22 protein-coding genes and 1 tRNA gene are annotated in these 26,634 nt (G+C 69.6%); 9 read left to right on the forward strand and 14 right to left on the reverse strand.

From position 1 onward, the window contains the following. Window positions 1-25: 25 nt before the first annotated feature. The 3 genes from hrpA to HLB44_RS26270 all read left to right on the forward strand — a co-directional run bounded on the left by hrpA (window position 26) and on the right by HLB44_RS26270 (window position 5,223). Window positions 26-4,003: an ATP-dependent RNA helicase HrpA gene (hrpA, locus tag HLB44_RS26260; RefSeq protein ID WP_425500857.1), complete on the forward strand. Its 3,978-nt coding sequence runs from the start codon at window positions 26-28 to the stop codon at window positions 4,001-4,003. A 49-nt stretch (window positions 4,004-4,052) separates the two neighbouring features. Then, window positions 4,053-4,313 (forward strand): GlsB/YeaQ/YmgE family stress response membrane protein, encoded by a 261-nt coding sequence (locus HLB44_RS26265; RefSeq protein WP_173129690.1) that lies wholly within the window; start codon window positions 4,053-4,055, stop codon window positions 4,311-4,313. 163 nt (window positions 4,314-4,476) lie between these two features. Continuing rightward, entirely contained in the window at window positions 4,477-5,223 is a 747-nt protein-coding gene (locus tag HLB44_RS26270; RefSeq protein WP_173129692.1) for an energy transducer TonB family protein, read from the forward strand. Here the strand turns inward: HLB44_RS26270 and serB are convergent. From serB to mfd, 3 genes are read right to left on the reverse strand one after another with little or no spacing between them, the layout of a single operon-like run. Continuing rightward, window positions 5,213-5,926, reverse strand: coding sequence for a phosphoserine phosphatase SerB (gene serB / locus HLB44_RS26275; RefSeq protein WP_173129694.1), 714 nt, complete (start codon window positions 5,924-5,926; stop codon window positions 5,213-5,215). The genes HLB44_RS26270 and serB overlap by 11 nt on opposite strands. Next, window positions 5,926-7,860 carry a signal peptide peptidase SppA gene (gene sppA, locus HLB44_RS26280; protein ID WP_173129697.1) on the reverse strand — a complete coding sequence of 645 codons (1,935 nt, stop codon included), beginning with the start codon at window positions 7,858-7,860 and terminating at the stop codon, window positions 5,926-5,928. Before sppA ends, serB begins: the two co-directional genes overlap by 1 nt. 16 nt (window positions 7,861-7,876) lie before the next feature. Beyond that, window positions 7,877-11,332 (reverse strand): transcription-repair coupling factor, encoded by a 3,456-nt coding sequence (gene mfd / locus HLB44_RS26285; RefSeq protein WP_173129700.1) that lies wholly within the window; start codon window positions 11,330-11,332, stop codon window positions 7,877-7,879. A gap of 26 nt (window positions 11,333-11,358) precedes the next feature. Between mfd and ispD the strand changes: the two genes are divergently transcribed. Further along, the gene (ispD, locus tag HLB44_RS26290; protein WP_173129703.1) at window positions 11,359-12,069 is read left to right on the forward strand and encodes a 2-C-methyl-D-erythritol 4-phosphate cytidylyltransferase; all 711 of its coding nucleotides are present in this window, start codon (window positions 11,359-11,361) and stop codon (window positions 12,067-12,069) included. Beyond that, window positions 12,066-12,575, forward strand: a complete 510-nt coding sequence (gene ispF, locus HLB44_RS26295) for a 2-C-methyl-D-erythritol 2,4-cyclodiphosphate synthase (protein ID WP_173129706.1) — start codon at window positions 12,066-12,068, stop codon at window positions 12,573-12,575. The genes ispD and ispF overlap by 4 nt, the downstream gene beginning before the upstream one ends. An 8-nt stretch (window positions 12,576-12,583) precedes the next feature. Here the strand turns inward: ispF and HLB44_RS26300 are convergent, their stop codons facing one another. The 4 genes from HLB44_RS26300 to ompR form a co-directional block, all read right to left on the reverse strand. Further along, complete coding sequence (locus HLB44_RS26300; RefSeq protein WP_173129709.1) at window positions 12,584-12,979, reverse strand: Hsp20/alpha crystallin family protein; 396 nt, start codon at window positions 12,977-12,979, stop codon at window positions 12,584-12,586. A gap of 17 nt (window positions 12,980-12,996) precedes the next feature. Next, entirely contained in the window at window positions 12,997-13,434 is a 438-nt protein-coding gene (locus HLB44_RS26305) for an Hsp20/alpha crystallin family protein (protein WP_173129711.1), read from the reverse strand. Window positions 13,435-13,536: 102 nt separating this feature from the next. Next, window positions 13,537-14,874, reverse strand: a complete 1,338-nt coding sequence (locus HLB44_RS26310) for a sensor histidine kinase (protein ID WP_173129714.1) — start codon at window positions 14,872-14,874, stop codon at window positions 13,537-13,539. 19 nt (window positions 14,875-14,893) lie between these two features. Further along, entirely contained in the window at window positions 14,894-15,628 is a 735-nt protein-coding gene (gene ompR, locus HLB44_RS26315; RefSeq protein ID WP_173129733.1) for an osmolarity response regulator transcription factor OmpR, read from the reverse strand. 167 nt (window positions 15,629-15,795) lie between these two features. Here ompR and HLB44_RS26320 point away from each other — a divergent pair, with 167 nt between their 5' ends. Further along, a complete protein-coding gene (locus HLB44_RS26320) occupies window positions 15,796-16,515 on the forward strand; it encodes an SIMPL domain-containing protein (protein WP_173129736.1) in 720 nt (239 codons plus the stop codon). 3 nt (window positions 16,516-16,518) lie between these two features. On the opposite strand, the gene HLB44_RS26325 is transcribed toward HLB44_RS26320, so the two are convergent. Further along, window positions 16,519-17,289, reverse strand: coding sequence for a 3-hydroxybutyrate dehydrogenase (locus tag HLB44_RS26325; protein WP_173129739.1), 771 nt, complete (start codon window positions 17,287-17,289; stop codon window positions 16,519-16,521). Between the two features lie 84 nt (window positions 17,290-17,373). On the opposite strand from HLB44_RS26325, the gene HLB44_RS26330 reads away from it, so the two are divergent. The 3 genes from HLB44_RS26330 (at window position 17,374) to HLB44_RS26340 (ending at window position 20,637) form a co-directional block, all read left to right on the forward strand. Continuing rightward, window positions 17,374-18,243 carry an alpha/beta fold hydrolase gene (locus HLB44_RS26330; RefSeq protein WP_343051561.1) on the forward strand — a complete coding sequence of 290 codons (870 nt, stop codon included), beginning with the start codon at window positions 17,374-17,376 and terminating at the stop codon, window positions 18,241-18,243. After that, on the forward strand, window positions 18,240-20,495 hold the full coding sequence (locus HLB44_RS26335) for a RelA/SpoT family protein (protein ID WP_173129742.1): 2,256 nt from the start codon (window positions 18,240-18,242) through the stop codon (window positions 20,493-20,495). The genes HLB44_RS26330 and HLB44_RS26335 overlap by 4 nt, the downstream gene beginning before the upstream one ends. A 65-nt stretch (window positions 20,496-20,560) precedes the next feature. Next, window positions 20,561-20,637, forward strand: a tRNA-Val gene (locus HLB44_RS26340). A gap of 321 nt (window positions 20,638-20,958) precedes the next feature. Here the strand turns inward: HLB44_RS26340 and HLB44_RS26350 are convergent. Genes HLB44_RS26350 through HLB44_RS26375 form a run of 6 tightly spaced genes read right to left on the reverse strand, consistent with a single transcriptional unit; the run spans window position 20,959 to window position 26,633 of the window. Continuing rightward, window positions 20,959-21,891, reverse strand: coding sequence for an alpha/beta hydrolase (locus HLB44_RS26350; RefSeq protein ID WP_173129745.1), 933 nt, complete (start codon window positions 21,889-21,891; stop codon window positions 20,959-20,961). A 28-nt stretch (window positions 21,892-21,919) separates the two neighbouring features. Then, window positions 21,920-22,873 carry an NAD(P)H-dependent flavin oxidoreductase gene (locus tag HLB44_RS26355; RefSeq protein WP_173129747.1) on the reverse strand — a complete coding sequence of 318 codons (954 nt, stop codon included), beginning with the start codon at window positions 22,871-22,873 and terminating at the stop codon, window positions 21,920-21,922. 15 nt (window positions 22,874-22,888) lie between these two features. Continuing rightward, on the reverse strand, window positions 22,889-24,091 hold the full coding sequence (locus HLB44_RS26360; RefSeq protein WP_173129751.1) for an ABC transporter substrate-binding protein: 1,203 nt from the start codon (window positions 24,089-24,091) through the stop codon (window positions 22,889-22,891). Next, entirely contained in the window at window positions 24,088-25,038 is a 951-nt protein-coding gene (locus HLB44_RS26365) for a branched-chain amino acid ABC transporter permease (protein ID WP_173129761.1), read from the reverse strand. The genes HLB44_RS26360 and HLB44_RS26365 overlap by 4 nt, the downstream gene beginning before the upstream one ends. 3 nt (window positions 25,039-25,041) lie before the next feature. Continuing rightward, entirely contained in the window at window positions 25,042-25,911 is an 870-nt protein-coding gene (locus HLB44_RS26370; protein ID WP_173129763.1) for a branched-chain amino acid ABC transporter permease, read from the reverse strand. Then, entirely contained in the window at window positions 25,911-26,633 is a 723-nt protein-coding gene (locus HLB44_RS26375; RefSeq protein WP_173129765.1) for an ABC transporter ATP-binding protein, read from the reverse strand. The genes HLB44_RS26370 and HLB44_RS26375 overlap by 1 nt, the downstream gene beginning before the upstream one ends. Window position 26,634 lies beyond the last annotated feature (1 nt).

The raw sequence follows: 26,634 nt of genomic DNA on the forward strand, positions 1-26,634 counted from the left end.
ACCAGCGCGGATAATCCGCGCTCCCGTGAATCCAACCGTCCCCGCACAAAAGGCGCCGCGTGAAGTGCGCCCGCCACGCGCACCGCGTGCGCCAGGGTCGGGAGAGCGCCGCGGCGCACCGCGCCCGGCCACCCCGGTCCCGCCCATCACCTATCCCGAATCGCTGCCGGTCTCGAGCCGGCGCGAGGAGATCGCGCGCGCCATTCGCGAGCATCCGGTCGTCATCGTCTGCGGCGAAACCGGCTCGGGCAAGACGACGCAGTTGCCGAAGATCGCGCTCGAGCTCGGCCGCGGCCTGGGTGCCGGTGGCCGCGGGCTGATCGGCCACACGCAGCCGCGCCGCATTGCCGCGTCCAGCGTCGCCAAGCGCATCGCCGACGAGCTGAACTCGCCGCTCGGCGAGGTCGTCGGCTACAAGGTGCGCTTCCATGACCGGCTGCAGCCCGGCGCCTCGGTCAAGCTGATGACCGACGGCATCCTGCTCGCCGAGACGCAGGGCGACCCGGACCTGCGCGCCTACGACACGCTGATCATCGACGAGGCGCACGAGCGCAGCCTGAACATCGATTTCCTGCTCGGCTACCTGCGGCAATTGCTGCCGCGCCGGCCGGACCTGAAGATCATCGTGACCTCGGCGACGATCGATGCCGATCGGTTCGCGCAGCATTTCGCGAGCATCCGCGGGCCGGCGCCGGTGATCCAGGTGTCGGGCCGCCTGTTTCCGGTGGAACAGCGCTGGCGGCCCTTCGAGGAGTCGCGCGAGCACGACCTGAACGACGCGATCGCCGAGGGCGTCGATGAGCTCTGGCGCGGCGGCGGACCGGGCGACATCCTCGTCTTCCTCCCCGGCGAGCGCGAGATCCGCGAAGCCGCCGACCACCTGCACAAGCACCTCGCGCAACAGCACCGCGCCGGCCCGCCGGCGGAAATCCTGCCGCTGTTCGCGCGGCTGTCGCAGGCCGAGCAGGACCGCGTGTTCGAACCCGGCAACGGCCGCCGCATCGTGCTGGCGACGAACGTCGCCGAGACCTCGCTGACGGTGCCCGGCATCCGCTACGTGATCGATTCGGGGCAGGCGCGGGTCAAACGCTACAGCTACCGCAACAAGGTCGAGCAGCTGCAGGTCGAGCCGATCAGCCAGGCCGCGGCCAACCAGCGCGCCGGCCGCTGCGGCCGCGTGGCGAACGGCATCTGCATCCGGCTCTACGACGAGAAGGACTTCGAAGGCCGGCCGCGCTTCACCGACCCGGAAATCCTGCGCTCGTCGCTGGCCGGCGTGATCCTGCGCATGAAGAGCCTGCACCTGGGCACGGTCGAGCAGTTCCCGTTCCTCGAGCCGCCGCGCGCCAAGGCGATTGCCGACGGCTACGCGCTGCTCGGCGAGCTGAACGCCGTCGACGACGACAACGAGCTGACCGCGATCGGCCAGGAGCTGGCGAAGCTGCCGCTCGACCCGCGCATCGGCCGCATGATCATCGAGGCGCGCGAGCGCCAGTCCTTGAGCGAAGTGCTGATCATCGCGTCGGCGCTCAGCGTGCAGGACGTGCGCGACCGGCCGCTCGACCACGCGCAGGCCGCCGACGAGAAGCACAAGAAGTTCGACGACGAGAAGAGCGAGTTCGCCGGTTATCTCAAGCTGTGGAAGTGGCTCGAAGAGGCGCGGGGCGCAGCCGGCGCGTCGACCGAGGGCGCCGCGAAGCAGCACAAGCTCAGCCACCGCAAGCAGGAGCAGCTGCTGCGCGAGCACTTCGTCAGCCCGCGCCGCGTGCGCGAATGGCGCGACATCCATTCGCAGCTGCATACGGTGGTGGCAGAACACGGCTGGCGGCTCAATGGCTCGCCGGCCACCTACGACCAGGTGCACCTCGCGATGCTGGCCGGACTGCTCGGCAACGTCGGCTGCAAGCATGACGAGGAAGACTGGTACCTCGGCGCGCGCGGCATCAAGTTCTGGCGCCATCCGGGCGCGCACCTGTCGAAGAAGCCCGGCCGCTGGCTGATCGCCGCCGAGCTGGTCGAGACGACGCGCCTGTACGGCCGCGGCCTCGCCGCCATCGACGTGCAGTGGATCCCGGCGATCGCCGGCCATCTGCTGAAGAAGCAACTGCTCGAGCCGCACTGGGAGAAGAAGGCCGCCGAGGTGGTCGCGCTCGAACGCGCGACGCTCTACGGCATCGTCGTCTACAACAACCGGCGCGTGAACTTCGGCCAGGTCGATCCGAAGGCCGCGCGCGAGCTTTTCATCCGCGCCGCGCTGGTCGAGGGCGACTGGGACACGAAGCTGCCCTTCCTCGCGCACAACCAGAAGCTGGTCGCGCAGGTGCAGGAGCTGGAGCACAAGTCGCGCCGCCAGGACGTGCTGGTCGACGACGAGCTGATGTTCGCCTTCTACGATCAGCAGCTGCCTGCCGACGTGCACTCCGGCGCGTCGCTGGAGCGCTGGTTCCGCGAGGAGTCGAAGCGCCAGCCGCGCCTGCTGCAGATGTCGCGTGACGAGCTGATGCGGCACGAGGCCGCCGGCATCACGACGGCGAGTTACCCGAAGACGATTCGCCTCGGCGGCATCGACTGCAGCGCGAGCTACCTGCACGAGCCGGGCGATGCGAAGGACGGCGTGACCGTCACGGTGCCGATCTACGCGCTGAACCAGGTCAACGAGGAACGCTGCGAATGGCTGGTGCCGGGCATGCTGCCGGGCAAGGTCACCGCGCTGGTCAAGAGCCTGCACCAGAAGCCGCGCTCGCGGCTGCAGCCGCTGGTCGACTTCGTCGCCGAGTTCGTCGAGCTGAATGCCTTTGGCGAGGGCGCGCTGATGGACGTGTTGCTGAAGGCGGTGCGCGAGCGCACGCAGATCGCCGTGCAACGCAACGACTTCAAGCTCGACATGCTGCAGCCCCACCTGTTCATGAACTTCCGCATCGTCGATGAGCACGGCCGGCAACTCGGCATGGGCCGCCACCTGGCGACGCTGAAGGCCGAGCTCGGCGGCCAGGCGCGCACGGCCTTCCAGGCGCTGGCGGCGCTGAAGCTCGGCACGGCGGCGCCGGCCGCTGCCGCGCCTGCGCCCAGTGCGGCCAAGACGCCGCAGGGGCTCTCACGCGCCGAGGCCGGCCGCCCGGCACCCACCGCGCCGCCACCCGCGCCGCCGGCCGTCCCGGTCGCCTACACCCGCTGGAGCTTCGGCGAGCTGCCCGAGCTGATGGAGCTGAAAAAAGGCGGCCAGACGCTGGTCGGCTTCCCGGCGCTGATCGACAAGGCCACGCACGTCGAGATCGAGGTCTTCGACGAGCCGGTGGTCGCGGCGACCCGGCACCGCGCCGGCCTGCGCCGCCTCCTCGCGCTGCAGATCAAGGAACCCCTGAAGTACCTCGAGAAGAGCCTGCCCGAACTGCAAAAGATTGCTGTGCCCTTCATGCCGCTCGGCACGCTGGAAGAGCTGCGCCAGCAGATCATCGACGTCGCGCTCGACCGCGCCTTCCTGGCCGAGCCGCTGCCGGTCGACGAGGCCGGCTTCAAGGCCCGGCTCGACGAGGGCCGCGGCCGGCTGAACCTGATCGCGCAGGAGGTCGCCCGCGCCGCCGGCGCGGTGCTGGCCGAGTTCGCCGTCGCGCAACGCAAGCTGAAGGACAGCCGCCCGGCCAAGGAGGTTGCCGACGACATCCAGGCCCAGCTGCAGCGCCTGGTGCCCAAACGCTTCGTCGCGATCACGCCGTGGGCCCAGCTGCAGCACCTGGTGCGCTACCTGAAGGCGATCACGCTGCGGCTGGACAAGCTGCGCGCCGACCCCGCTCGCGATGCCCAGCGCCTGGCCGAGCTGCGGCCGCTGGAACAGCGCTGGGTGCGCCGGCTGGCGGAACTCAAGGGCACGCCGGATGGGCGGCTCGATGAATACCGCTGGCTGCTCGAGGAGTTGCGGGTGAGCTTCTTTGCGCAGGAGCTGCGCACGCCGCAGCCGGTGAGCGTCAAGCGCCTCGACAAGGCCTGGCAGCAGCTGAGCAGCTGAGGTCCACAATCCGCGCTGCCGCGCCCCGTCGGGTGCGCAAGGAGAAGCAATGCACTACGTCTGGATGGCCCTGGTGGGCTTCGTCGTCGGCCTGATCGCACGCGCCGTGCTGCCCGGCACGCAGAGCTTAGGGCTCATCATGACGACGCTGCTCGGCATCGTCGGGTCGCTGGTCGCCGGCTGGGCCGGCCAGGCCCTGGGTTGGTACGCACAAGGTCAGGCCGTCGGCTTCCTGGCATCGGTCGCCGGCGCAGTCGTCGTGCTGTTCGTCTACACGCTGGTCGTCAAGCCGTCGAACCCACCCGCCTGAACGCGAACGAATCCGCGGTTACCGCGCGGTTTCAAAACTTAATAGGGGCTGACGCGGATGGAGCCGCGTGGTGGTCTCCCTACAATCCGGCCCGCATCGACCCGACGCCCCGGGGCCTTCGAGCCCCGCTGTCGGCGCCACAAGCGTCGCATTGGGAGGCCCCTTGAGGAAGTTGATTCTGGCCACCGCCGGCCTGTGCTGCTGTATCAGCCTCGCCTCGGCACAAACCACCATCGATGCCGCCACGAAGGAGCGGATGGAGCGCGCCAAGCGCGACGCCGCGAATCCGCTGCGCATCATCATCGAAGCGGCCCAGGTCAAGCGCACCAAGGCCAGCGAGACGGCGGCGCCGGCGCCGGCGGCAGCTGCCGCTCCTGCGCCTGCACCGACTCCCGTGCCGGCACCCGTCGCCGCCCGGCCGCCCGCGCCCACCACCGCAGCGCGGCCGTCGCGCAGCGAACCGGCCACCGCCGCCACCACGCCGGCGAAGAGCGAGCCAGCCCCGACGCCGGCACCGATCGTCGAACCGACGCCCGAGCCGGCCGTCGCCGCAGCGCCCGCCAGCGCCGCACCGGCCCCCGTTGAAGCGTCGATCGCCGCGCCGTCGCAGCAATTGGCCAGCGCGAGCCCGCGCGCCACGCCGCCGGTCGTCGATGTGCCGCTGAAGCTGGTGCGCTACATCGAGCCCGAGATTCCGTCGCGCATCCGCGCGCGGCTGAAGCCGAACAACGAAGTCACCGTCGTGCTGCAGGTCAACCCGGACGGCAGCGTCAGCGGCGCGGACATCCGCGCGACGACCAGCCGCGCGCTCGACACGTTGGTGCTCGACGCCGTGCGCCAGTGGCGCTACGACCCGGTGCCGACGCCGCGCGAGCACACCGTGCAGCTGGTCTTCAACCTCAGCGACTGAACAGCGCGAGCGCCCGGTCCATCCCACCTTCCTCGATCGAGATCATCGCCTGCTCGCGCACCGCGGGCTTGCCGTGGTAGCAGATCGACAGCCCGGCCACCGACATCATCGGCAGGTCGTTGGCGCCGTCGCCGACGGCGATCGATTGCCGCGGCTCGATGCCCATCAGCTCGCAGACCTCGAGCAGCACGCGGCGTTTCTCGGCGCCGTCGCAGATGTCGCCCCAGGGCCGGTCGATCATCCGGCCGGTCAGCGCGCCGCGCTCGATCTCCAGCATGTTGGCGCGCGCGAAGTCCAGCTGCAGCCGGTGCCGCACGCGTTCGCTGAAGAAGGTGAAGCCGCCGGAGACCAGCAGCGTTTTCAGCCCGGCCGCCTGCAGCGCCTGCACGAAGCGCTCGACGCCCGGGTTCAGCCGCAGCTTCTCGGCATACACCGCGTCGAGGGCCGACGCCGGCACGCCGCGCAGCAAGGCCACGCGCTGGCGCAGGCTTTCCTTGTAGTCGGTGATCTCGCCGCGCATCGCCGCCTCGGTGATCGCCGCCACCTCGGCCTTGCGGCCGGCCGCGGCGGCGATCTCGTCGACGCATTCGATGTTGATCAGCGTCGAATCCATGTCGAACGCGACCAGCCGGTAGTGGGCCAGCGCCAGCGGCGGCGTGACGCCGCGCACGAAGAGGCCCGGTTCGAACTGCAGCGCGCTCATCAAGGTGCGCTGCAGAAGCAATGCACGACCGCCGAGAACGGCTGCCGGCGCTCGGTCAGCTCGGCCAGCCACGACAGCTCGCGGCCGATGTCGCGTACTTCGGGCGGCAGCATCGCGAGGGGTCCTGCGGCCTGCTGCGTCGCTTCGCTCAGGTAGGGCAGCAGCGCCTGCACCGCGCCGCCGCCCAGGAAGCTGAGCATGCGGGCCAGCCGGCCCGGCTCGCGCTCGACGTACACCGTGCGGTAGCCGGCCGGCAGCTTGGCGCGGCCGGCGGCGGCGTCGAGCGCATCGGTGAAGCTGCCGAGGCGGTCGACCAGGCCGCGCTCCTTGGCCTGCGCACCGGTCCAGACGCGGCCCTGCGCCACCTCGTCGAGCTTCTCGGGCGTCGTCTTGCGCGCGGCCGCGGCCTTGGCCGTGAAGTCGGTGTAGATGCGGCCGATCGTCGACTGCACCAGCGACGCGAAGCGCGCATCGATCGGCCGGCGCGGATCGTAGGCGTGGGTCAGCCAGGTCGTGCCGTAGCCGGCGGTGTTGACGGACAGCTTGGACATCAGGCCCTCGGCGGTCGGCAGCATCGCGAAGACGCCGATCGAGCCGGTCAGCGTCGCCGGGTCGGCGATGACCTCGTCGGCGGCCATCGAGATCCAGTAGCCGCCCGAGGCGGCGACGTCGCCCATCGAGACGATCACCGGCTTGCCGGCGGCGCGCGTCAGCTCGAGCTCGCGGCGCACCAGCTCCGAGCCGAAGGCGCTGCCGCCCGGCGAGCGCACGCGCAGCACGATCGCCTTGAGGCGCGGGTCGTCGCGCGCCATGCGCACCAGCTCGGCGGTCGAGCGGCCGCCGATGGCTCCGGGCGGTGCCTCGCCGTCGCTGATCTCGCCTTCGGCGACGATCACGCCGATCGCGTCGGACGGCAGCTGCGGCGCCTGGCGCCCGAGGTAGTCGCCGAAGGCGATCTGGCGGAAGGTCTTGCCGTCGGCATCCTTGGCGCCGCGCTCGATGATCATCGCGCGCAGCTCGTCGCGCGTCTTCAGGCCGTCGACCAGCTTGGTGTCGAGCGCCAGCTTGGCGACGTCACCGCCGGCGGCGGCGAGCCGCTGCGGCAGCTCGTCGATGCTCTTCATGATGCTGCCGGCCGGCAGCTTGCGCGCGGCCTCGACGCTGCGGGTGTAGTCGCCCCACAGGCCGTCGTACAGCAGCGCATCGGATTCGAGCGTCTCCTTGGACGGGGCTTTTGCGAAATAGGGTTCGCCGAAGTTCTTGTACTTGCCGGCGCGGATCACGTTGGCGCTGACGCCGAGGCGGTCGAAGGCTTCGCGGTAGTAGTTGCTCAGCCGGCCGAAACCTTCGACGTAGACCAGGCCCATCGGATGCACGTAGACCTCGTCGGCATGCGCGGCGAGGAAATACTGGCGCTGGTCGTAACCCGCGCCCCAGGCGACGACCTTCTTGCCGCCGCTGGCCTTCTTGTAGCGTTCGAGCGCCTGAGCCACTTCACGCAGGTTCGGCAGCCCGCCCCCCGCAAAGTCGTCGAGCACCAGCACGACGCCGCCGATCTTCGGATCCTTGGCGGCCAGCTCCAGCGCACGCAGCACGTCACGCAGCTGCACCTGCTCGTCGGGCTCGCCGCGCAGCTGCTTGAACGCGCGGTCGCGCGGATTGCCCGAGCGCTGGTCGACCAGCGGGCCGCTCAGGTTCAGCACCAGCATCGTCTTGTCGAGCATCGGCGCCGGGCCGCTCCTCAACCAGCCGACCAGCAGCACGCCGACGATCAGCAGGAAGATCAGGTTCAGCACCAGCCGGCGGCTGCCGTCGATCAGCCACCACAGGCGGCGGAAACTCCGGCGCACCAGGCCGGGGCCGCGCGGGGCGGGCGGCGGCGGGGGCGCGGGCGGCGGCACCGCCGGCGCGGCGGCTTCGAAGGAATCGTTCATCGGGAGCTCCCAGTGATCAGGCAGTCGCTGTCTTGGTCGGTTGGCCCAGCCCGCGCAGCACGTCGCGGATGAACTGGGCGCGGTCTTTCGGGTCGGCAATCTCACGCTCGATGCGCAGCTTGTCGTTGCCGGCCAGCTTGATGTGGCGATGCTTCTGCACCAGCTCGATGATGCGCATCGCATCGATCGGTGGATTCGGTTTGAACGTGATCGACATCAGCCTCGGATTGGCATCGATCTTCTGCACACCGTAGGGCTTGGCCAGCACGCGCAGCCGGTGCGTGTCGAACAGCGTCTGGCCTTGCGCCGGCAGCTTGCCGAAGCGGTCGGTGATCTCCTCGAGCATCAGATCCAGCTGCTCGGGGCGCTCGGCGGTGGCCAGGCGCTTGTACAGGTTCAGGCGGGTGTGCACGTCACCGCAATAGGCATCGGGCAGCAGCGCCGGCGCATGCAGGTTGATCTCGGTCGAGCCGCCGAAGACGCCGGTGGGCGACAGCAGGTCCGGCTCGCGGCCGGCCTTCAGCGCGCTGACCGCTTCGCCGAGCATGTCGTTGTAGAGCTGGAAGCCGACCTCCTGCATGTTGCCGCTCTGGTGCTCGCCCAGCACCTCGCCGGCGCCGCGGATCTCGAGGTCGTGCATTGCCAGGTAGAAGCCGGAGCCCAGCTCCTCCATGCTCTGGATCGCTTCCAGCCGCAGCGAGGCCTGCTTGGTCAGCGACTCGGTGTCGGGCACCAGCAGGTAGGCGTAGGCCTGGTGGTGGCTGCGGCCGACGCGCCCGCGCAGCTGGTGCAGCTGCGCCAGGCCGAACTTGTCGGCGCGGCTGATGACGATGGTGTTCGCGCTCGGCACGTCGATGCCGGTCTCGATGATCGTCGAGCACAACAGCACGTTGTGGCGCTGGGCGACGAAATCGCGCATCACGCTTTCGAGCTCGCGCTCGGGCATCTGGCCATGGGCGACTGCGATGCGCGCTTCCGGCAGCAGCTCGGCCAGCCGTTCGCGGCGCGCGTTGATCGTCTCGACCTCGTTGTGCAGGAAGTAGACCTGGCCGCCGCGCTTCAGTTCGCGCAGCACCGCCTCGCGGATGATGCTGTTGCCCTCGTTGCGAACGAAGGTCTTGATCGCCAGCCGGCGCTGCGGCGCGGTGGCGATCACCGACAGGTCGCGCAGCCCCTCGAGCGCCATGCCCAGCGTGCGCGGGATCGGCGTGGCGGTCAGCGTCAGCACGTCGACCTCGCTGCGCATCGCCTTGATCGCCTCCTTGTGGCGCACGCCGAAGCGGTGCTCCTCGTCGATGATCAACAGGCCCAGGCGCTTGTACTTGACCTCGGCGGACAAGAGCTTGTGCGTGCCGACGACGATGTCGACGGTGCCTTGTTCCAGCCCCTCGAGCGCGATCTTGACTTCCTTCGGCGAACGGAAGCGTGACAGCTCCGCCACCTTCACCGGCCACTTGCCGAAGCGGTCGACCAGCGTCTGGTAGTGCTGCTCGGCGAGCAGCGTCGTCGGCGCCAGCAGCGCCACCTGCTTGCCGCCGTGCACCGCGACGAAGGCGGCGCGCAGCGCCACCTCGGTCTTGCCGAAGCCGACGTCGCCGCAGACCAGGCGGTCCATCGGCTGCGGGCTGATCAGGTCCTGGATGACGGCGTGGATCGCCGCGCGCTGGTCGGGCGTTTCTTCGAAGCCGAAGCTGGCGGCGAAGGCCTCGTAGTCGTGCGGCGTGAAGCGGTGCGCGTAGCCTTCGCGGGCGGCGCGGCGGGCGTAGAGGTTCAGCAGCTCCGCGGCGGTGTCCCGCACCTGCTCGGCAGCGCGGCGCTTGGCCTTATCCCACGCGGCCGACCCGAGCTTGTGCAGCGGCGCCTCTTCCGCGCTGACACCGGTGTAGCGGCTGATCAGGTGCAGCTGCGACACCGGCACGTACAGCGTCGCCTTGTCCGCGTAGACCAGGTGCAGGAACTCCGAAGCCCCCTCGCCCAGGTCGATGTTGACCAGCCCCTGGTAGCGCCCGATGCCGTGGTTCGCATGCACCACCGGGTCGCCGATCTTCAGCTCCGACAGGTCCTTGATCAGCGCATCGACGCTGCTGGTCTGCTCCTGCTTGCGGCGCCGGCGGCCCTGCGGCGTGCTGGCGAAGAGCTCGGTCTCGGTGAGGAACTGGATCGCCTTCGCAGCGTCCGGTTCATGCCAGAAGAAGCCGGCGGCCAGTGGCGCGGCGGTGATCGCGACCTTCTCGTCGCTGGCCTCGAACTCGGCCAGCGTCGCGACGCTGGGCGGGTCGATCTGGTGGTCGCGCAAGAGCTCCAGCAGGCTTTCGCGACGGCCTTCGCTCTCGGCGACGATCAGCACGCGGTGCGGCGTTGCGTCGAGGTGCTTGCCGAGCAGCGCCAGCGGCTCGGTGGCGCCACGGTCGACGGAGACGTCGGGCAGCGGCCGCGCCCAGTCCACTGGCTCGGTGCCGCGCAAGGCCAGCGTCGCATGCCGGTTGGCATTGGCGAAGAACTCGTCGCTGCGCTGGAAGATGTCCTCGGGCGCCAGGATCGGCCGGTCCGGGTCGTGCTGCAGGAAGCGATGGCGCTCGCGCGTATCGGTCCAGAAGCGCTCCAGCGCCGCGTCGACCTCGCCGTGCAGCACCAGCATGGCCTCGCTGCCGAGGTAGTCGAAGATGGTCGCTGTCTGCTCGAAGAAGAGGGGCAGGTAGTACTCGATGCCGGCGGTCGCGATGCCCTGCGCGATGTCCTTGTAGATGCGGCTCTTCGTCGGGTCGCCGTCGAGCTTCTCGCGCCAGCGCTGGCGGAAGGTGGTGCGTGCCGCCTCGTCCATCGGGAACTCGCGCCCGGGCAGCAGGCGCACCTCGGGCACCGGGTACAGGCTGCGCTGGCTGTCGGGGTCGAAGGTGCGGATCGAATCCACCTCGTTGTCGAACAGGTCGACGCGGTAGGGCACCAGCGAGCCCATCGGAAAGAGGTCGATCAGGCCGCCGCGCACGGCGTATTCGCCCGGCGAGACGACCTGGCTGACGTGGTTGTAGCCGGCCAGCGTCAGCTGCGCGCGCAGCGCGGCTTCGTCGAGCTTGGTCTTCTGCTTGAACTGGAAGGTGGTGCCGGCGAGGAAGGAGGGCGGCGCGAGCCGCGTCAGCGCGGTCGTCGCCGGCAGCAGCACGACGTCAGCCTCGCGGGTGTGGATGCGCCACAGCGTCGCCAGCCGCTCGGAGATCAGGTCCTGGTGCGGGCTGAAGGTGTCGTAGGGCAGCGTCTCCCAGTCGGGGAAGATGGTCGTGCGCAGCCCCGGCACGAAGAACGGCAGCTCGTCGGCCAGGCGCTGCGCATCGGCCGGCTCGGCGGTGACGATCGCCAGCAGGCGCTTCTCCGCGTTGCGCGCCTGCGCGATGCGGGCCAGCAACAGCGCATCGGCCGAGCCGAGCGGGCGGGGGAGGGTGTAGCGCTTTCCGGGCGCGATCGAAGGCAGGAGCATCAGCGGCTGAATTTTAGAATCGTCCGATGATCCCTTACCCCATCGGCACCGAGCCGCGTTTCTTCGCCCTGGTGCCCTGCGCCGGCATCGGCGAGCGTGCCGGCACGGGCGGACCGAAGCAGTATGCGCCGCTGGCCGGCCGGCCGCTGGTGGCGCACACGCTGCATGCGCTGGCCGGTGTCGCGCGGCTCGCCGCGACGCTGGTCGTGCTGGCGCCCGGCGACGCGCTGTTCGAAGAAGCCGTGCCGGGCTTCGGCGGCGAGCACCAATGGCTCGCGCGCTGCGGCGGCGCGTCCCGTGCGCAATCGGTGGCCAACGGCCTCGACGAGCTGCTCGCCCGCGGCGCGTTGCCCCACGACTGGGTGCTGGTGCACGACGCGGCGCGCGGCCTGTTGCGCGCCGAGTGGGTCGAGCGCCTGATCGAGGCCTGTGCCGACGACGAGGTCGGCGGACTGCTGGCGCTGCCGCTGGCCGACACGCTGAAGCAATCGAGCGGCGGCCGCGCCGTGGCGACGGTGGCGCGCGGCGACAAGTGGGTCGCTCAGACGCCGCAGATGTTCCGCCTCGGCTTGCTGCGCCCCGCGCTGGCCCACGCCGGCGACGCCGTCACCGACGAAGCCAGCGCCATCGAGGCGCTGGGTCATGCGCCGAAGCTGGTGCAGGGCGATGCCGAGAACTTCAAGCTCACCTGGCCGGGAGACTTTGCGCTGGCCGAACGACTGCTGGGGACACGATGAATGACTTCCATTGGCGCGTCGGCGAGGGCTGGGACACGCACCAGCTGGTCGCCGGACGGCCGCTCATCTTGGGCGGTATCACGATCCCGCACAGCCACGGCCTGCTCGGCCATTCGGATGCCGACGCGCTGCTGCACGCGATCACCGACGCGCTGTTCGGCGCCGCGGGCCTGGGCGACATCGGCCGCCACTTCCCCGACACCGACGAGGCGTATCGCGGCGCCGATTCGCTGCAGCTGCTCGCCGAAGCCGCGCGACGCGTGCGCGAGGCCGGCTGGCGCATCGCCAACGTCGACAGCACGATCGTCGCGCAGGCGCCGAAGCTCAGCGGTCACATCCCGGCGATGCGCGAGCGCATCGCACAGGCGCTCGGCCTCGCCGACGATGCCATCAACGTCAAGGCGAAGACGGCCGAGAAGATGGGCCCGGTCGGCGAGGGCCGGGCGATCGAGGCGCGGGCGGTCTGCCTGCTGTGGCGGCCGCCCGGCGAGCCGAGCCCGGTCTGAGCGAGTGATCAGCTGACCTTCACCGCGATCTTGCGCGGCTGCGCATGCGCGGCCTTCGGGATGCGCACGCGCAGCACGCCGTGGCTCAGCTCGGCGTTGACCTTGTCGGCGTCGAGCTCCTTGCTGAGCGTGAAGGTGCGGCGATAGTGCGACAGCTGCACCTCGGCGTGGTGGGCCTGCATGCCTTGCGGCTGATTCAGCACGACCTCGCCTTCGATGCCCAGCGTGTCGCCTTCGACACGCACGCTCAGCTTGTCGCGCGGCACGCCCGGCAGGTCGGCGTACAGCGTGATGCCGGTCGAGTCTTCGATCACGTCGACCGGCGGCCACAGCGCGGGCTCGTGGCGCGACGGCGCGGCGGCTTGGGTGCCGGCTTCACGGGTGCGGGTAACGGCATTGCTCATGGTGTGACTCCTGAAATTCATTGCACTTCGATGCGGCGCGGCTGGGCCGATGCGCGGCGCTGGATGCTGACCTGCAGCACGCCGTCGCGGTAGGTCGCGGTCACCGCGTTCGGATCGATGTCGTCGGGCAGGCTGACGACGCGGCGGAAGCGGCCGGCGAAGCGTTCATTCGCATGCAGCGTCGTCTTCTCGTCGCTCTTGGGCAGGTCGCTCTTGCGCTCGCCGGCGAGCGTCAGCACGCCGCGGTCGAGGTTGACGTCGATGCTCGCGGGGTCGAGACCCGGCGCGAGGGCGTAGACCTCGACGGTGGTGGGGGTGCCGCCGACGTTCAACGCCGGATAGCCGCCGCGGCCATAACCGCGGATGCCGGGCGAGTGGTCGAACGCCTGCTGCATGTCGCGCTGCAGGCGGTCCATTTCTGCGAACAGGTCGCGCGGAAACAGGCTTCGATACATGGCAAGTCCTTCAATCGGTTGGGGGATGTCGGCCCCGGCGTTTGCCGTCGAACCGATGTCTCCGATCTAGGGACCGCCGCGGCGGTTTCAAGACCCGTCGTGTTACGGCGCGGGTGCGCGCTTGAGCCGGATGTGCAGCATCAGGCCGCCGTCGGGCGCGTTGGCGACCTCGACCGAGCCGCCCATGCGCTGCATCGCCTTCTCGACGATTGCCAGCCCGAGGCCGGCGCCGGTGGCCGCGGTGCGCGCGGCGTCGCCGCGGAAGAACGGCGTCGTCAGTTGCGACAGCTTCTCGGTTGCCACGCCGGGCCCGCGATCGCGCACCGTGACGATGACCCAGGGCCCCGAACGCACGTAGCTGACGGTGACGATCGAGATGCCCGTTTCGGTGGTGCGGCCATAGCGGCGCGCGTTCTCGAACAGGTTGGCGAAGACGCGGCCGAGCTCGATCTCGTCGGCCATCACGGCCAGGTCGATCGCCACCTTCGAGGTGATCTGGATTTCCGATGGATCGCGGAAGGCCGCGGCCTCCTTGTCGATCAGCCGCGACAGGTGCACCGGCCGCAGGTGGGTCTCGCCGGGCCGCGCGTAGTCCATGAACTTGTCGATGATCGCGTCGAGCTGGTCGATGTCGGAGGCCATGTTGCGGCGCGCCTCTTCTTCGGCGACGCTCATCTCGGCCTCCAGCCGCAGCCGTGCCAGCGGCGTGCGCAGGTCGTGGCTGATGCCGGCCAGCATCACCGCGCGGTCTTCCTCGACCTTGGCGAGCTCGCGCGCCATGCGGTTGAAGCCCATGTTGACCTCGCGGATTTCGCTGGTCAGCGTGTTCTCGTCGAGGCGCGAGTCGTACTCGCCGCCACGGATGCGGCTGGCGGCGAAGGACAGGTCGCGCAGCGGCCGGTTGATCAGCCGCGCGATCGCCACCGAGCCGATCACCGTCGCCGCCAGCGCGATGCTGACCCAGACGATCCAGGTGTCGCGCGTCAGCGGGTGGATGCGCGCCGACTCGGCCTGCAGCCACCACGGATCGTTCTCGATCGAGAAACCGACCCACAGTCCGGTGGCACCGTTGACGCTGCGCGCGACGATGGTGTCGGGCCCGAGCCGCGAGCGGATTTCCCCACCGATCTTGCGCGTGAAACGGTCCTCTTCAAAGGGTTCCCATTTGTCGCCCGGCTCGCGTGGCGTTACACGGATCGCCTCGCTCGCCTTCATCGCCTTGACCAGCGCGACGCGGTTGATCCGATCGGCGTAGCGCAGCCCTTCGCGCGACAGGTTCACGAGGCTGGCGATCTGCTGCGCGGCCAGCACCACGCGCGGCTCGGACTCGAGCGCGCGCAGCGTCTGCACCCACGCGAAGATGCCGCCGCCGAGCAGCAGCCCGAGCAGGAAGAAGGTGCGCCAGAACAGACTCAGGGCAACCCTTGTGGACTCCGCCATACGCGTGGGGCGGGCCCCTTCAGGTCGCGCCGTCCGGCACGAACACGTAGCCCACGCCCCAGACGGTCTGGATGTAGCGCGGCTGCGAGGGGTCGGGCTCGATCATCTTGCGCAGCCGCGACACCTGCACGTCGAGGCTGCGGTCGAAGGGTTCGAACTCGCGGCCGCGGGCGAGCTGGGCCAGCTTGTCGCGCGACAGCGGTTGGCGCGGGTGGCGCACCAGCGCCTTCAGCATCGAGAACTCTCCGGTGGTCAGCGCGATCTGCTCGCCGCTCTTGGTCAACCGGCGCAGCGACAGGTCGAACTCGAACGGACCGAAGCTGACGACCTGGGCTTCCTTCGACGGCGCGCCGGGCGCTTCCGGCGCCGGGCGGCGGCGCAGCACGGCGTGGATGCGCGCCAGCAGCTCGCGCGGGTTGAAGGGCTTGGGCAGGTAATCGTCGGCGCCGACCTCCAGGCCGACGATGCGATCGACATCCTCGACCTTGGCGGTCAGCATGATGATCGGCGTCGAATCGTTGGCCGCGCGCAGGCGCCGGCAGATCGACAGGCCGTCTTCACCCGGCAGCATCAGGTCGAGCACGATCAGGTCGATCGTCTCGCGCGTCATCAGCCGGTTCAGCGCCTTGGCGTCCTCGGCCAGCAGGACCTCGAAGCCTTCCTGCGTCAGGTAGCGGCGCAGCAGGTCGCGGATGCGGGCATCGTCGTCCACGACGACGATGCGATCGGCTCGAGCGTTTGCAGGCGCATTCATGCGTAACTCCGAATATGTAACAGAGGCATTGTGCGGGGCTGGCCACGGGGTTTTACCCCATTTGGGCCCGTTGTTACAACTTTTGCGGCTGTGCCGTAGGAAGCGTCCGACGGTTGTCGGACGTTGTCGGCGCTAGAGTGCCCGCCACCTGTTCCTGAGAGCCCGCCATGAGTGTCCGATCCCTGATCGCCGTTGCCGCGCTGGCCTGCGCTGCCGCTGCCAATGCGCAGCAGCAGGTGCTGGTGCCGCCGCCGCAGAACGTGCTGTCGCTGGCTGCCCAGGCCAGCGCCGAGGTGCCGCAGGACCTGCTGTCGATCACGCTGGCGGTCACGCGCGAAGGGGCAGACGCCGCCGCCGTGCAGTCGCAGCTGCGCCAGGTGCTCGACGCGGCATTGAACGAGGCGCGCAAGGCCGCGCGACCGGGCCAGCTCGATGTGCGCACGGGGCAGTTCTCGCTGTCGCCGCGCTACACCAACAAGGGCGTGCTGAGCGGCTGGAGCGGCCGCGCCGAGCTGGTGCTCGAAGGGCGCGACAGCGGCGCGATCAGCCAGCTCGCCGGGCGACTGAACGGGATGCCGGTCGCGCATGTCGCGCACGGGCTGTCGCGCGAGCAGCGCGAGAAGGCCGAAGCCGAGGTCGCCGCCCAGGCGATCCAGCGCTTCCGCCAGCGCGCCGAGGAATACGCCCGGCATTTCGGCTTCGCCGGCTACAGCATTCGCGAGGTCAACGTCGGCCAGGCCGACGGCATCCCGCCGCCGCAGCCCATGTTCCGGCGCGCGATGATGGCGCAGGCCGGCGCGGTGGCCGACGAATCGGTGCCGGTCGAGGCCGGCAAGGCCACCGTGACCGTGACGGTCAGTGGCAGCGTGCAGATGTCGGCGCGCTAGAACCTATTGCGCGACCCAGCCGCCGTCGACGTTCCACGCCACGCCGCGGATGTTGTCGGCGGCCGGCGAGCACAGGAAGACGGCCAGCTCGGCCAGCTGATCCGGCGTCGTGAACTGCAGCGAGGGCTGCTTCTCGGCGAGCAGCTGGCGCTTGGCTTCCTCGTTCGAGATGTCGCCCTGCGCGGCACGCGCATCGACCTGCTTCTGCACCAGCGGCGTCAGCACCCAGCCCGGGCAGATCGCGTTGATCGTCACGCCGGTGGTCGCGTTCTCGAGCGCCACCGATTTCGTGAAGCCGACGATGCCGTGCTTGGCGGCGACATAGGCGGATTTCTGCGCCGAGGCGACGAGCCCGTGCACCGACGCGATGTTCAGCACGCGGCCCCAGTTGCGGGCCTTCATGCCGGGCAGCGCGCAGCGCGTGGTGTGGAAGGCGGAGCTCAGGTTGATCGCGATGATGGCGTCCCACCGCTCGACCGGGAAGTCCTCGACCGGTGCGACATGCTGGATGCCGGCGTTGTTGACCAGGATGTCGAGCGTGCCGAACTCGGCCTCGCAGGCGCGCACCATGGCCTCGATCTCGGCGGGCTTGCTCATGTCCGCGCCGTGGTACGAGACGCGGCCGCCGAGCGCGGCGACCTCCGCCTTCGCACCCTCGACATCGCCGAAGCCGTTGAGCATCACGTGCGCACCCTGGCGCGCGAGCGCCAGTGCCATCCCCAAGCCGATGCCGCTGGTCGAGCCGGTGACGAGGGCGGTCTTTCCTTCGAGCATGCGAATCTCCGTTCGAGTTGGATTGCCCGGCGCTCGCCACGGGGCGGCCGGGCCTGCGATGATTATCGACAAGGAGCCTGAATCGTGACTGAACCCCGCCTGCACCACGTCCAATGCCTCGACAGCAGCATGGCGCTGCACCGCGTCGCCTATTGGGAATGGGGCGACCCGGCGAACCGGCGCGTGCTGGTGTGCGCGCACGGGCTGTCGCGGCAGGGGCGCGACTTCGACACGCTGGCGGCCGCGCTCGCCGATCACTACCGCGTGGTCGCCGTCGACGTCGTCGGCCGCGGCCAGTCCGACTGGCTCGCCGATCCGATGGGCTACAGCCTGCCGGGTTATGTCGCCGACATGGTGACGCTGCTGGCGCGGCTCGACGCCGAGACGATCGACTGGGTCGGCACGTCGATGGGCGGGCTGATCGGCCTGGGGGTCGCGGCGTTGCGCCATTCGCCGCTGCGGCGCCTGGTGCTCAACGACGTCGGACCGTCGATCCAGCCGGCCTCGCTGCAGCGTATCGGCACCTACCTCGGTCAGCCGGCGCATTGGGCCACGCTCGACGAGGCGGCCGACGCGCTGTGGGCGATCTCGCAGGGCTTCGGTCCGCACACCCGCGAGCAATGGCTGGAGCTGACGAAGCCGCAGCTCAAGCCCGACGGCGACGGCTTCAAGCCGCACTACGACCCGGCGATCGCCGTGCCGTTCAAGCTGATCACGCCCGAGGCAGCCAAGGCCGGCGAAGCGATGCTGTGGCAGGCCTGGGACCGGCTCACCCTGCCGACGTTGCTGCTGCGCGGCGCCGACTCCGACCTGCTGTCGCACGACACCGCCGTGCAGATGACGCAGCGCGGCCCGCGCGCGCAACTGATCGAGTTCGCCGGCGTTGGCCACGCACCGCTGCTGCAGCAGCCGGACCAGGTCCAGGCGGTGGTCGATTTCCTGCGCTCGCCATGAAGACCCGCGCGGTCGCGACGGAGCAGGAGGCCGCGCCGATCGTGCGGCTGTCCGACGCCGCGCTCGACAGCCCAGGCCCGGGCGGCGACGAGCACGGCACCGCCGCACTGGTGCGTGCGCGCGTCTTCTCCGAGCCGCTGCTGACCGGCCAGCGCCTCGACACCGGCGAGGACGCGCTGGCGCATGCCGATGGCGTCGCGGCGATCCTGCAGGGCATCGGCGCCGCGCCGTCGATGCGCGCCGCGGCCTACCTCGTCTACGCGGGTGACTACCTGCAACGGCCCGAGGAGATGGTCGCCAAGGCTTTCGGCGAAAGCTACGCGAGCGTGGTCGCGCACACGCGCAAGCTGGTGCAGATCCAGCGCGCCGCGCGCGAGGCGCAGGTCGAGGACGAGCAGCGCGCGCAGCAGACCGAACGCGTGCGCAAGATGTTGCTGGCGTTCTCGCGCGACCTGCGCGTGGTGCTGCTGCGGCTGGCGTCGCGGCTGCAGACGTTGCGCTGGTACGCCAGCACCCGGCACCCGTGCCCGGCGCTGCTGGCGCAGGAGACGCAGCAGGTTTTCGCGCCGCTGGCCAACCGGCTCGGCATCTGGCAGGTCAAGTGGGAGCTCGAGGACCTGTCCTTCCGCTTCCTGCAGCCCGAGGCCTACAAGCAGGTTGCGCGGCAATTGGCCGAGTCGCGCGTCGAGCGCGAGCGCAGCGTCGAAGGCGTGCGGCGCCAGATGCTGCAGGAGCTGGCGGCGGTGGGCCTCGCGGCCGAGGTGCAGGGTCGCCCGAAGCACCTGTACAGCATCTGGAAGAAGATGCAGGGCAAGAGCCTGGCGATCGGCCAGGTCTTCGACGTGCGCGCGCTGCGCGTCATCGTGGCCGATGTTCCTGCGTGTTATGCGGCGCTGTCGCGCGTGCACGAACGCTACCGCGCGGTGTCCGGCGAGTACGACGACTACATCGCGCGGCCCAAGGGCAACGGCTACCAGTCGCTGCACACCGTCGTGCTGGGCGACGACGGCAAGCCGGTCGAGGTGCAGATCCGCACGCAGGCGATGCACGAGCATGCCGAGCACGGCGTGGCGGCGCACTGGGCCTACAAGGAGGCCGGCACGCGCGGTTATGCCGGGGTCAGCGCCGCAGGCGACTTCGAGGAGCGCGTCGCCGAGGCGCGCAAGGCGGTGCTGCGGCAGCTGCTGGCCTGGGAGCGCGACTTCGTCGACCAGGCCGGCGCCAAGGCCACGGGGCCGGCCGCCGGGCCGTCGTTCGAAGACCGCATCTACGTCTTCACGCCGCAGGCCGCGGTCATCGAATTGCCGGCCGGCGCGACGCCGGTCGACTTCGCGTACAGCCTGCACACCGACCTGGGCCACCGTTGCCGCGGCGCGCGCGTCGACGGCGTGATGCTGCCGCTGAACACCCCGCTGGCCAACGGCCAGACCGTCGAGGTGATCGCCGCGAAGGAAGGCGGTCCGTCGCTCGACTGGCTGAATGGCGAGCTCGGTTTCCTGAAGAGCCACCGCTCGCGCGCCAAGGTGCGCGCGTGGTTCAACGCGCAGGCGCTGTCGGGCACGGTCGCGCGCGGCCGCGAGCTGGTGGAGAAACTGCTGCAGCGCGAGGGCCGCACGGCGCTGAAGCTCGACGACCTGGCCGCGCAGCTCGGCTTCAAGGGCGCCGAGGCGCTGTTCGAAGTCGTCGGCAAGGACGAGTACTCGCTGCGCCACATCGAGAACCTGCTGAAGCCGGCCGAGCCGCCGGCGCCGCAGGCCGATGTCATTCCGTTGAAGCGCGCGCGCGGCGCCGAGGGCGGCGTGCTCGTCGTCGGCGTCGAGTCGCTGCTGACGCAGCTGGCGCGCTGCTGCCGCCCGGCGCCGCCCGACGCGATTGCGGGTTATGTCACGCGCGGCAAGGGCGTCGCGATCCACCGTGCGGCCTGCAGCAACTTCCGCCACATGGCCGAACAGCAGCCCGACCGCGTGATCCCGGTCGCCTGGGGCGAGACGCCCGTGGGCCGCGAAGCGGCCTATCCGGTCGACGTGCTGATCGAAGCGGCGGACCGCTCTGGTCTCCTGCGCGATATCTCCGAGGTCTTCTCGAAGGACAAGCTCAACGTCATCGGCGTGCACACGCAGACGGTGAAGGACATCGGCGGCGGCACCGCGCTGATGACTTTCACGATCGAGGTCGCCGATGCCCACCGCCTGGCAGCGGTGCTGCGTCTCGTGGCGCAGATCCCCGGCGTGCGCCGCGCGCGGCGGCGCTGAGCCTTTTGCAACGCCCGACGCGGCTTCGAACGCTCCGGAACCCATGCTATAGTCCAGGGCTTCGCAGGCGCGTAGCTCAGCTGGTTAGAGCACCACCTTGACATGGTGGGGGTCGTTGGTTCGAGTCCAATCGCGCCTACCAATAAAAACCAACGCCGACAAGCGCTTAGCTTGTCGGCGTTGTCGTTTCCGGTGCCGCAAGATGTGGCAATCTGTGGAAAGTTGGGAAAGCTGACCGAGCGCAAAGCCGCGTGCCGCCTGGGTTCTGGTTTGACTACCAAATCGCGGACCAATCACCAGACCGTGGCGCCGGCCCTCGTAAGGGCCGCTTGGGGGACCGGCGTTCCGTGCGCGAAGTGCACGCCCTTCACGCGCAGGTCGCAAACCTTCCGACAAGCGCATCCCGGTGCCGTAAAGCAACTGCGCGAACAAGCGGTGTTCGCCCACCATGCCGCGAAAGTTTCTAAGCCAGCGACACCAGCGCTTCCACCAGCGCCGAAGGATTCGACGCGAAAGGCGAGTGGCTGGTGGCCAAGGTTTTCTGCACGAAGGCGTTGCCGGGCGTGAAGGCGTCGGCGTCCGCGATCATCTTGTCCTGCACCGCGATCGGGATCGCGCGGTCGCCGGTGCAACGGATGAAGGCGCGCGGCACGCTGCCCCAGCGTGCCGCCGTCGCGCCCACCGGCGTGGTGAACGCCTGGATCGGTTCGTCGGGCGTGAGCAGGTTGGCGATGACGGGGAAGGCTGCATCGCTCACGTCATGATAGAAGGCGCTCCGGCCCTTGGCCGCGTAGCCCGGGTCGGCCGAGTTGTGGTTGATACGGGCTGCCGCGGCGACGCGCGGATCGGCCACGAACAAGGGCGGCACTTCGGAGCTCGCGAAATTCGGCTGCATCAGGTACTCGAGCACCGTCTGGAAGGCCACGGGCACGAAGGCCGTGAGGTAGACGAGCCGGCGCACCAGCTGCGGCGCGGCCTCCGCCACCGCGCTCAGCGTGGCGCCGCCCAGGCTGTGCCCGACCAGGATCACCGGGCCGCTGCCGTCCTGCGTGAGGCCGCGAATGACCTTTAGCGTGTGCTCGCGGTAGTCGTTGAGCCCCAACGCCGCCAGCGGCGACGGCTCGCTGGACAGGGCGGCCGCATCCTGCGACAGGTAGGCCGCCGGGAAACGGGCCGTGATGCCGTGCCCGGGTAGATCGAGGGCCAGTGCGGGGTAGCCCTGTTCGGCCAGCAGCCGGACCACCTCGGACCAGCACCAGCCGCCGTGCCAGGCGCCGTGAATGAGCACGAACGTCGGCTTGCTTCCCGTGCCGCCGGCACTGCCCGAGCCGCACGCGGCCAGGCCGGCGCCGGCCACGCCGGCCGACAACTGGTTCATGAATGTCCTGCGTTGCATCGCTTGTCTTCTTCGTTGTTGAGGTTCGTCAGGTCGCCGTCTCGGCGAGGCGCTGCTGCGCCGCGCGGTATTCGCGGCGCAACCGCTCGACCAGCGCCGCGGTGGGCACCACCTCCGTCACGGCGGCGATGCCCTGGCCGCAGCCCCAGATGTCCTTCCACGGCTTCTTGCGATCGCTGCCGAAGTTCATCTTGCTGGCCTCGCTGTGCGGCAGCGCTTCGGGGTCCAGGCCGGCCGCAGCGATCGAGCCGCGCAGGTAGTTGCCGTGCACCCCGGTGAACAGGTTGGAATAGACGATGTCGCGGCTGCTGCTCTCGACGATCATCTGCTTGTAGGCTGCATCGGCGCGGGCTTCTTCGGTGGCAATGAAGGCCGAGCCGATGTAGCCGAAGTCGGCGCCGGCCGCGAGCGCAGCGAGCACCGCGTCGCCCGATGCGATGGCCCCGCTCAAGCCCAGCGGCCCGCGGAACCAGCTTCGGATCTCCTGCAGCAGCGCAAAGGGGCTCACGGTGCCGGCATGGCCGCCGGCGCCGGCTGCGACCGCGACCAGCCCGTCGGCGCCCTTCTCAACCGCCTTGCGCGCGAAGACGTCGTCGATCACGTCGTGCAGCACGATCCCGCCCCAGCTGTGCACGGCTTCGTTGATCTCCGGGCGCGCCCCGAGCGATGTGATCACGATCGGCACCTTGAAGCGCTCGCAGGCCGCCATGTCGCGATCGAGCCGGTCGTTGCTCCGGTGCACGATCTGGTTGATTGCGAACGGCGCAGCCGGCGCTTCCGGATGCCGGCGGTCGTGCGCCGCGAGTTCCTCGGTGATCTCGGCCAGCCAATCATCGAGAAGTTCCGACGGCCGCGCGTTCAGCGCCGGCATCGAGCCGACGATGCCGGCCTTGCACTGGGCGATGACGAGCTGGGGCGTGCTGATGATGAACAGGGGCGCGGCCACCACGGGCAGCCGCAGCTTGCGAAAGGCAGGATGCATGGGTTTCGGTCAAGGTCAGTGGATGGAAACGAAGCCGCCGAGGCGGTTCCAGCGCTTGCCGTCGAACTGCACGGGCTGCAGCGACTTGATCAAGCGGTAGTCGTCGGGGCTGCTGCTCACCACCACGCCGGGCAGGAACATCGGCAACTGCACGGCCTTGATCGACGTGGCCTGGCGCAGCACGTTCTCGCGCGTGAGGTTGTCGCCGCAGGCGCGCAGGATGTCGACCATCAGCCTGGCGCTGGAATAGGCGTAGACATGGGAGCCCAGTCGCAGGTCGGCTTCGGGCCGGTACTTCTTCATGAAGGCCAGCCATTCCCGGAACGCGGCATCGGTCTCCCATTGCGCATCGTTGGGATCCTTGGAATAGGCGGTGGAGATCACGCCGATCGCCTTCTCCGGGCCGGCGGGGTTGAACACGGCGCCGATCAGCGCGGCGCCCTGCGCCAGGTAGTGCGTCGGCTTCCAGCCGGTGTCGTGAAGCTTGCGCAGCGTCTGGATCGCCGCCTTCGCGGTGCTGAAGCTCACCAGCACATCGGCGCCGGAGCCCTTCAGCTGCACGATCTGCGAATCCACCGTGGGGTCGGTGAGCTCGTACGAGGCTTCCGACACGATCATGGTCTTGGCCTTGGTGCCCAGCCCCTCCTTGAAGCCCTTCAGGTAGTCGCGGCCATAGTCGTCGTTCTGGTACAGGACCGCGATCTTCGCGTTGGGGCGCTGCTCCAGGATCTGCCGCGCGTAAACGCTCGCCTCGGACGGATAGTCCGGGTAGAAGCTCATGCTCCAGGGGTTGCCCTTGGGGTCGTTCCACTTCGACGCGCCGGTGAGCAGCAGCAGGTGCGGCACCTTCCTGGCGTTGACGTAGCGATGCACGGCGGTGTTGGTGGCGGTGCCGAACATGCCGTACAGCAGCAGCACCTGTTCCTGCTCGACCAGCTTGCGCACGCCCTCCACCGTCTTGGGCGGCGAGTAGGCGTCGTCCAGGCTGATGAAGTTGATCTTTCGCCCATTGACGCCACCTTGGTCGTTGACCATGCGGAAGTACGCGGCCTGCGTCTTGCCGACTTCACCGTAGATCGAACCGGCACCGCTGTAAGGCATGGTCTGGCCGATGCGGATCTCGCTGTCGGACGCGCCCCGGTCGTACTTCTTTTGCGCCGCGGCGCTGCCGCAGGCCAGCGCCAGCGACGTGACCAGGCTGCAGATGATGGCCTTCATGTTTTGCTCCTCGTGTTGATCCAGGTTTGGATGCGGGCGGCGCCGCCTGCCACGCCGGTCGGCCAGACCAGCATCAGGGCCAGCAGGATGGCCCCGTACACCGCCCAGGGCGCGGCCTTCGAGACCTGCTCGGCCAGTTGCGGAATGAACTGGATGAAGAGGGCGCCATAGAGCGCGCCCGACAGCGACGAGAGCCCGCCGACCACCGCGCCGACCAGCAGCGTGATCGACAGGAAGACCGAGAAGCTGTCCGGCGCGACGAACTGCACGACGATCGCCGACAGCGCGCCGCCCACGCTCGTGTAGAGCGCCGAGACGCCGAAGGTGAGCGTCTTGACCCGTGCGTTGTCCACGCCCATCGCCTGCGCCGCGATCGCATGGTCGCGCACGGCGACCAGGCTGAGGCCGACGCTGCCGCGAAGCAGGTTGCGCGCCGCGGCGAACAGCACCAATGCCACCGTGAGGCTGAAGAAATAGAGCCACTGGTCGGCGTCCAGCGGCAGGCCGAAGGGCGCCTCGGGCTTCATCAGCACCAGGCCCTGCGAGCCACCGGTCCAGGCCTCGAAGCCCTTGTACTTGAGCAGTTGCGGCGTGGCCACGCCGAGCGCGAAGGTGGCCAGGGCCAAGTAGACGCCGTCCAGCTTGAGCGCCGGCATGCCGAACAGGGTGCCGACCACGCCGCCGGCCAGCGCAGCGGCGGGCAGCGTGGCCCAGTAGGGCCAACCCGCCTGCTCCATCAGCATCGCCGCGACGTAGGCACCCAGCGCGAAGAAGGCGCCGTGGCCCAGGGAGATCTGGCCGTTGAAGCCGGTCAGCAGGTTCAGGCCCAGCAAGGCGAGCGCGTAGGCGATGACCATGGTGGCCTGGAACACCGCGTAGCTGGGCAGCACGAACGGCAGCACGCAGGCGGCGGCCAGCAGGCCGGCAGCAAACAGGTTCTTTTGCATGGGTCAGACCCTCGCCACCACGGCTTTGCCGAACAGGCCGGAGGGCTTGGCCACCAGGACGACGATGATCAGCACCAGGGCGACCGAGAGCTTGAGCTCGGCGCCGACCACATAGGTGCCCAGCAGGTTCTCGAGGACGCCGACGATGAAGCCGCCGGCCACCGCGCCCGGCGCACTGCCGATGCCGCCCAGCACTGCGGCCGCGAAGGCATAGAGCAGCACGCCGGACATCATGTGCACGTCGAGGAACACGACCGGCGCGATCATCATCCCGGCCACCGCGCCGATGGCGCCGGCCAGTCCCCAGCCCAGGGCCAGCATGCGGTTGACGCGCACGCCCACCAGCCGGCTGGACGTCGGGTTCTCGGCGGTCGCCCGCATCTGCAGCCCGAGCGGCGAATAGCGGAAGAACACGTACATGAGCGCGAGCATCAGCAGCGTGACGCCGATCGCGCCCAGCTGATGCGGTGACAGCAGGCCACCGGCGACCGCCGCCTCCGCAAAGGGGCTGGGGAAGGGGCGGATTGCATAGCCGAAGAGCCAGCCGGCCAGGCTGTGCAGGATGACCAGCAGGGCCACGAACACGACCACGATCGCCAGGACCGGTGCGTTGCGAAGCCGCCGCACCAGCACGGCCTCGATACCGGCGCCCATGGCGAAGGCGATCGTCACCGTCGCGAAGAACGCCGCCCAGTAGGGCCAGCCGGCGGTGATCAGCATGGAAGCGATGAAGGTGGAGAACATCGCCATCTCGCCCTGCGCGAAGTTCACGTGGTGCGTGCTGCGGTAGATCATCACCAGGGCCAGCGCCAGGCTGGCGTAGATGCCGCCCGTGGCGAGGCCCGCCATCAGCTGCGCGAAGAATGCGTTCATCAGGCGGCTCCTCCGAGGTAGGCCGCGCGCACGGCCTCGTTGCTGCGCACCGACGCAGCCGGCCCGGCCAGCGCGATGCGGCCGGTCTCCAGCAGGTAGGCGGTGTCGGCCAGCTCGAGCGCGAGCGAGGCGTTCTGCTCGACCAGCAGGATCGCCACCTTCTGCTCTTCGCGCACGCGCCGCATGATCCGGAAGATGTCCTGCACCACTTTCGGCGCCAGGCCGAAGGAGGGCTCGTCCATCAGCAGCAGCCTGGGCCGCAGCATCAGCGCGCGGGCGATGGCCAGCATCTGCTGCTCGCCGCCGGAGAGCAGGCCCGCCTGCTGCTGCCGGCGCTCCTTGAGCCGCGGGAAGTACTCGTAGAAACGCTCGAAGTCCTCGCGCACGCCGGCCCTGTCGCGGCGCGTGCAGGCGCCCATGCGCAGGTTCTCCTCGGTCGTGAGGCCGGTGAAGGTGCCACGCCCGTCGGGCACATGCGCCACGCCGAGCCGCACGATCTCCTCCGTCGCCATGCCGTCGATGCGCTGGCCGGCCAGCGTGACGTGGCCCTGCCGGCGGATCAGGCCGCACAGCGCGCGCAGCGTGGTGGTCTTGCCGGCACCGTTGGCGCCGAGCAGCGCCGTGACCGAGCCTGCGGCCACCTGCAGATCGATGCCGAACAGCACGCGGCTGGCGCCGTAGCCGGCCTCGAGGCCGCGTACATCGAGCAATATGTCGCTCATT

The organism is Pseudaquabacterium terrae (assembly GCF_013266755.1).
Lineage (GTDB): Bacteria > Pseudomonadota > Gammaproteobacteria > Burkholderiales > Burkholderiaceae_C > Pseudaquabacterium > Pseudaquabacterium terrae.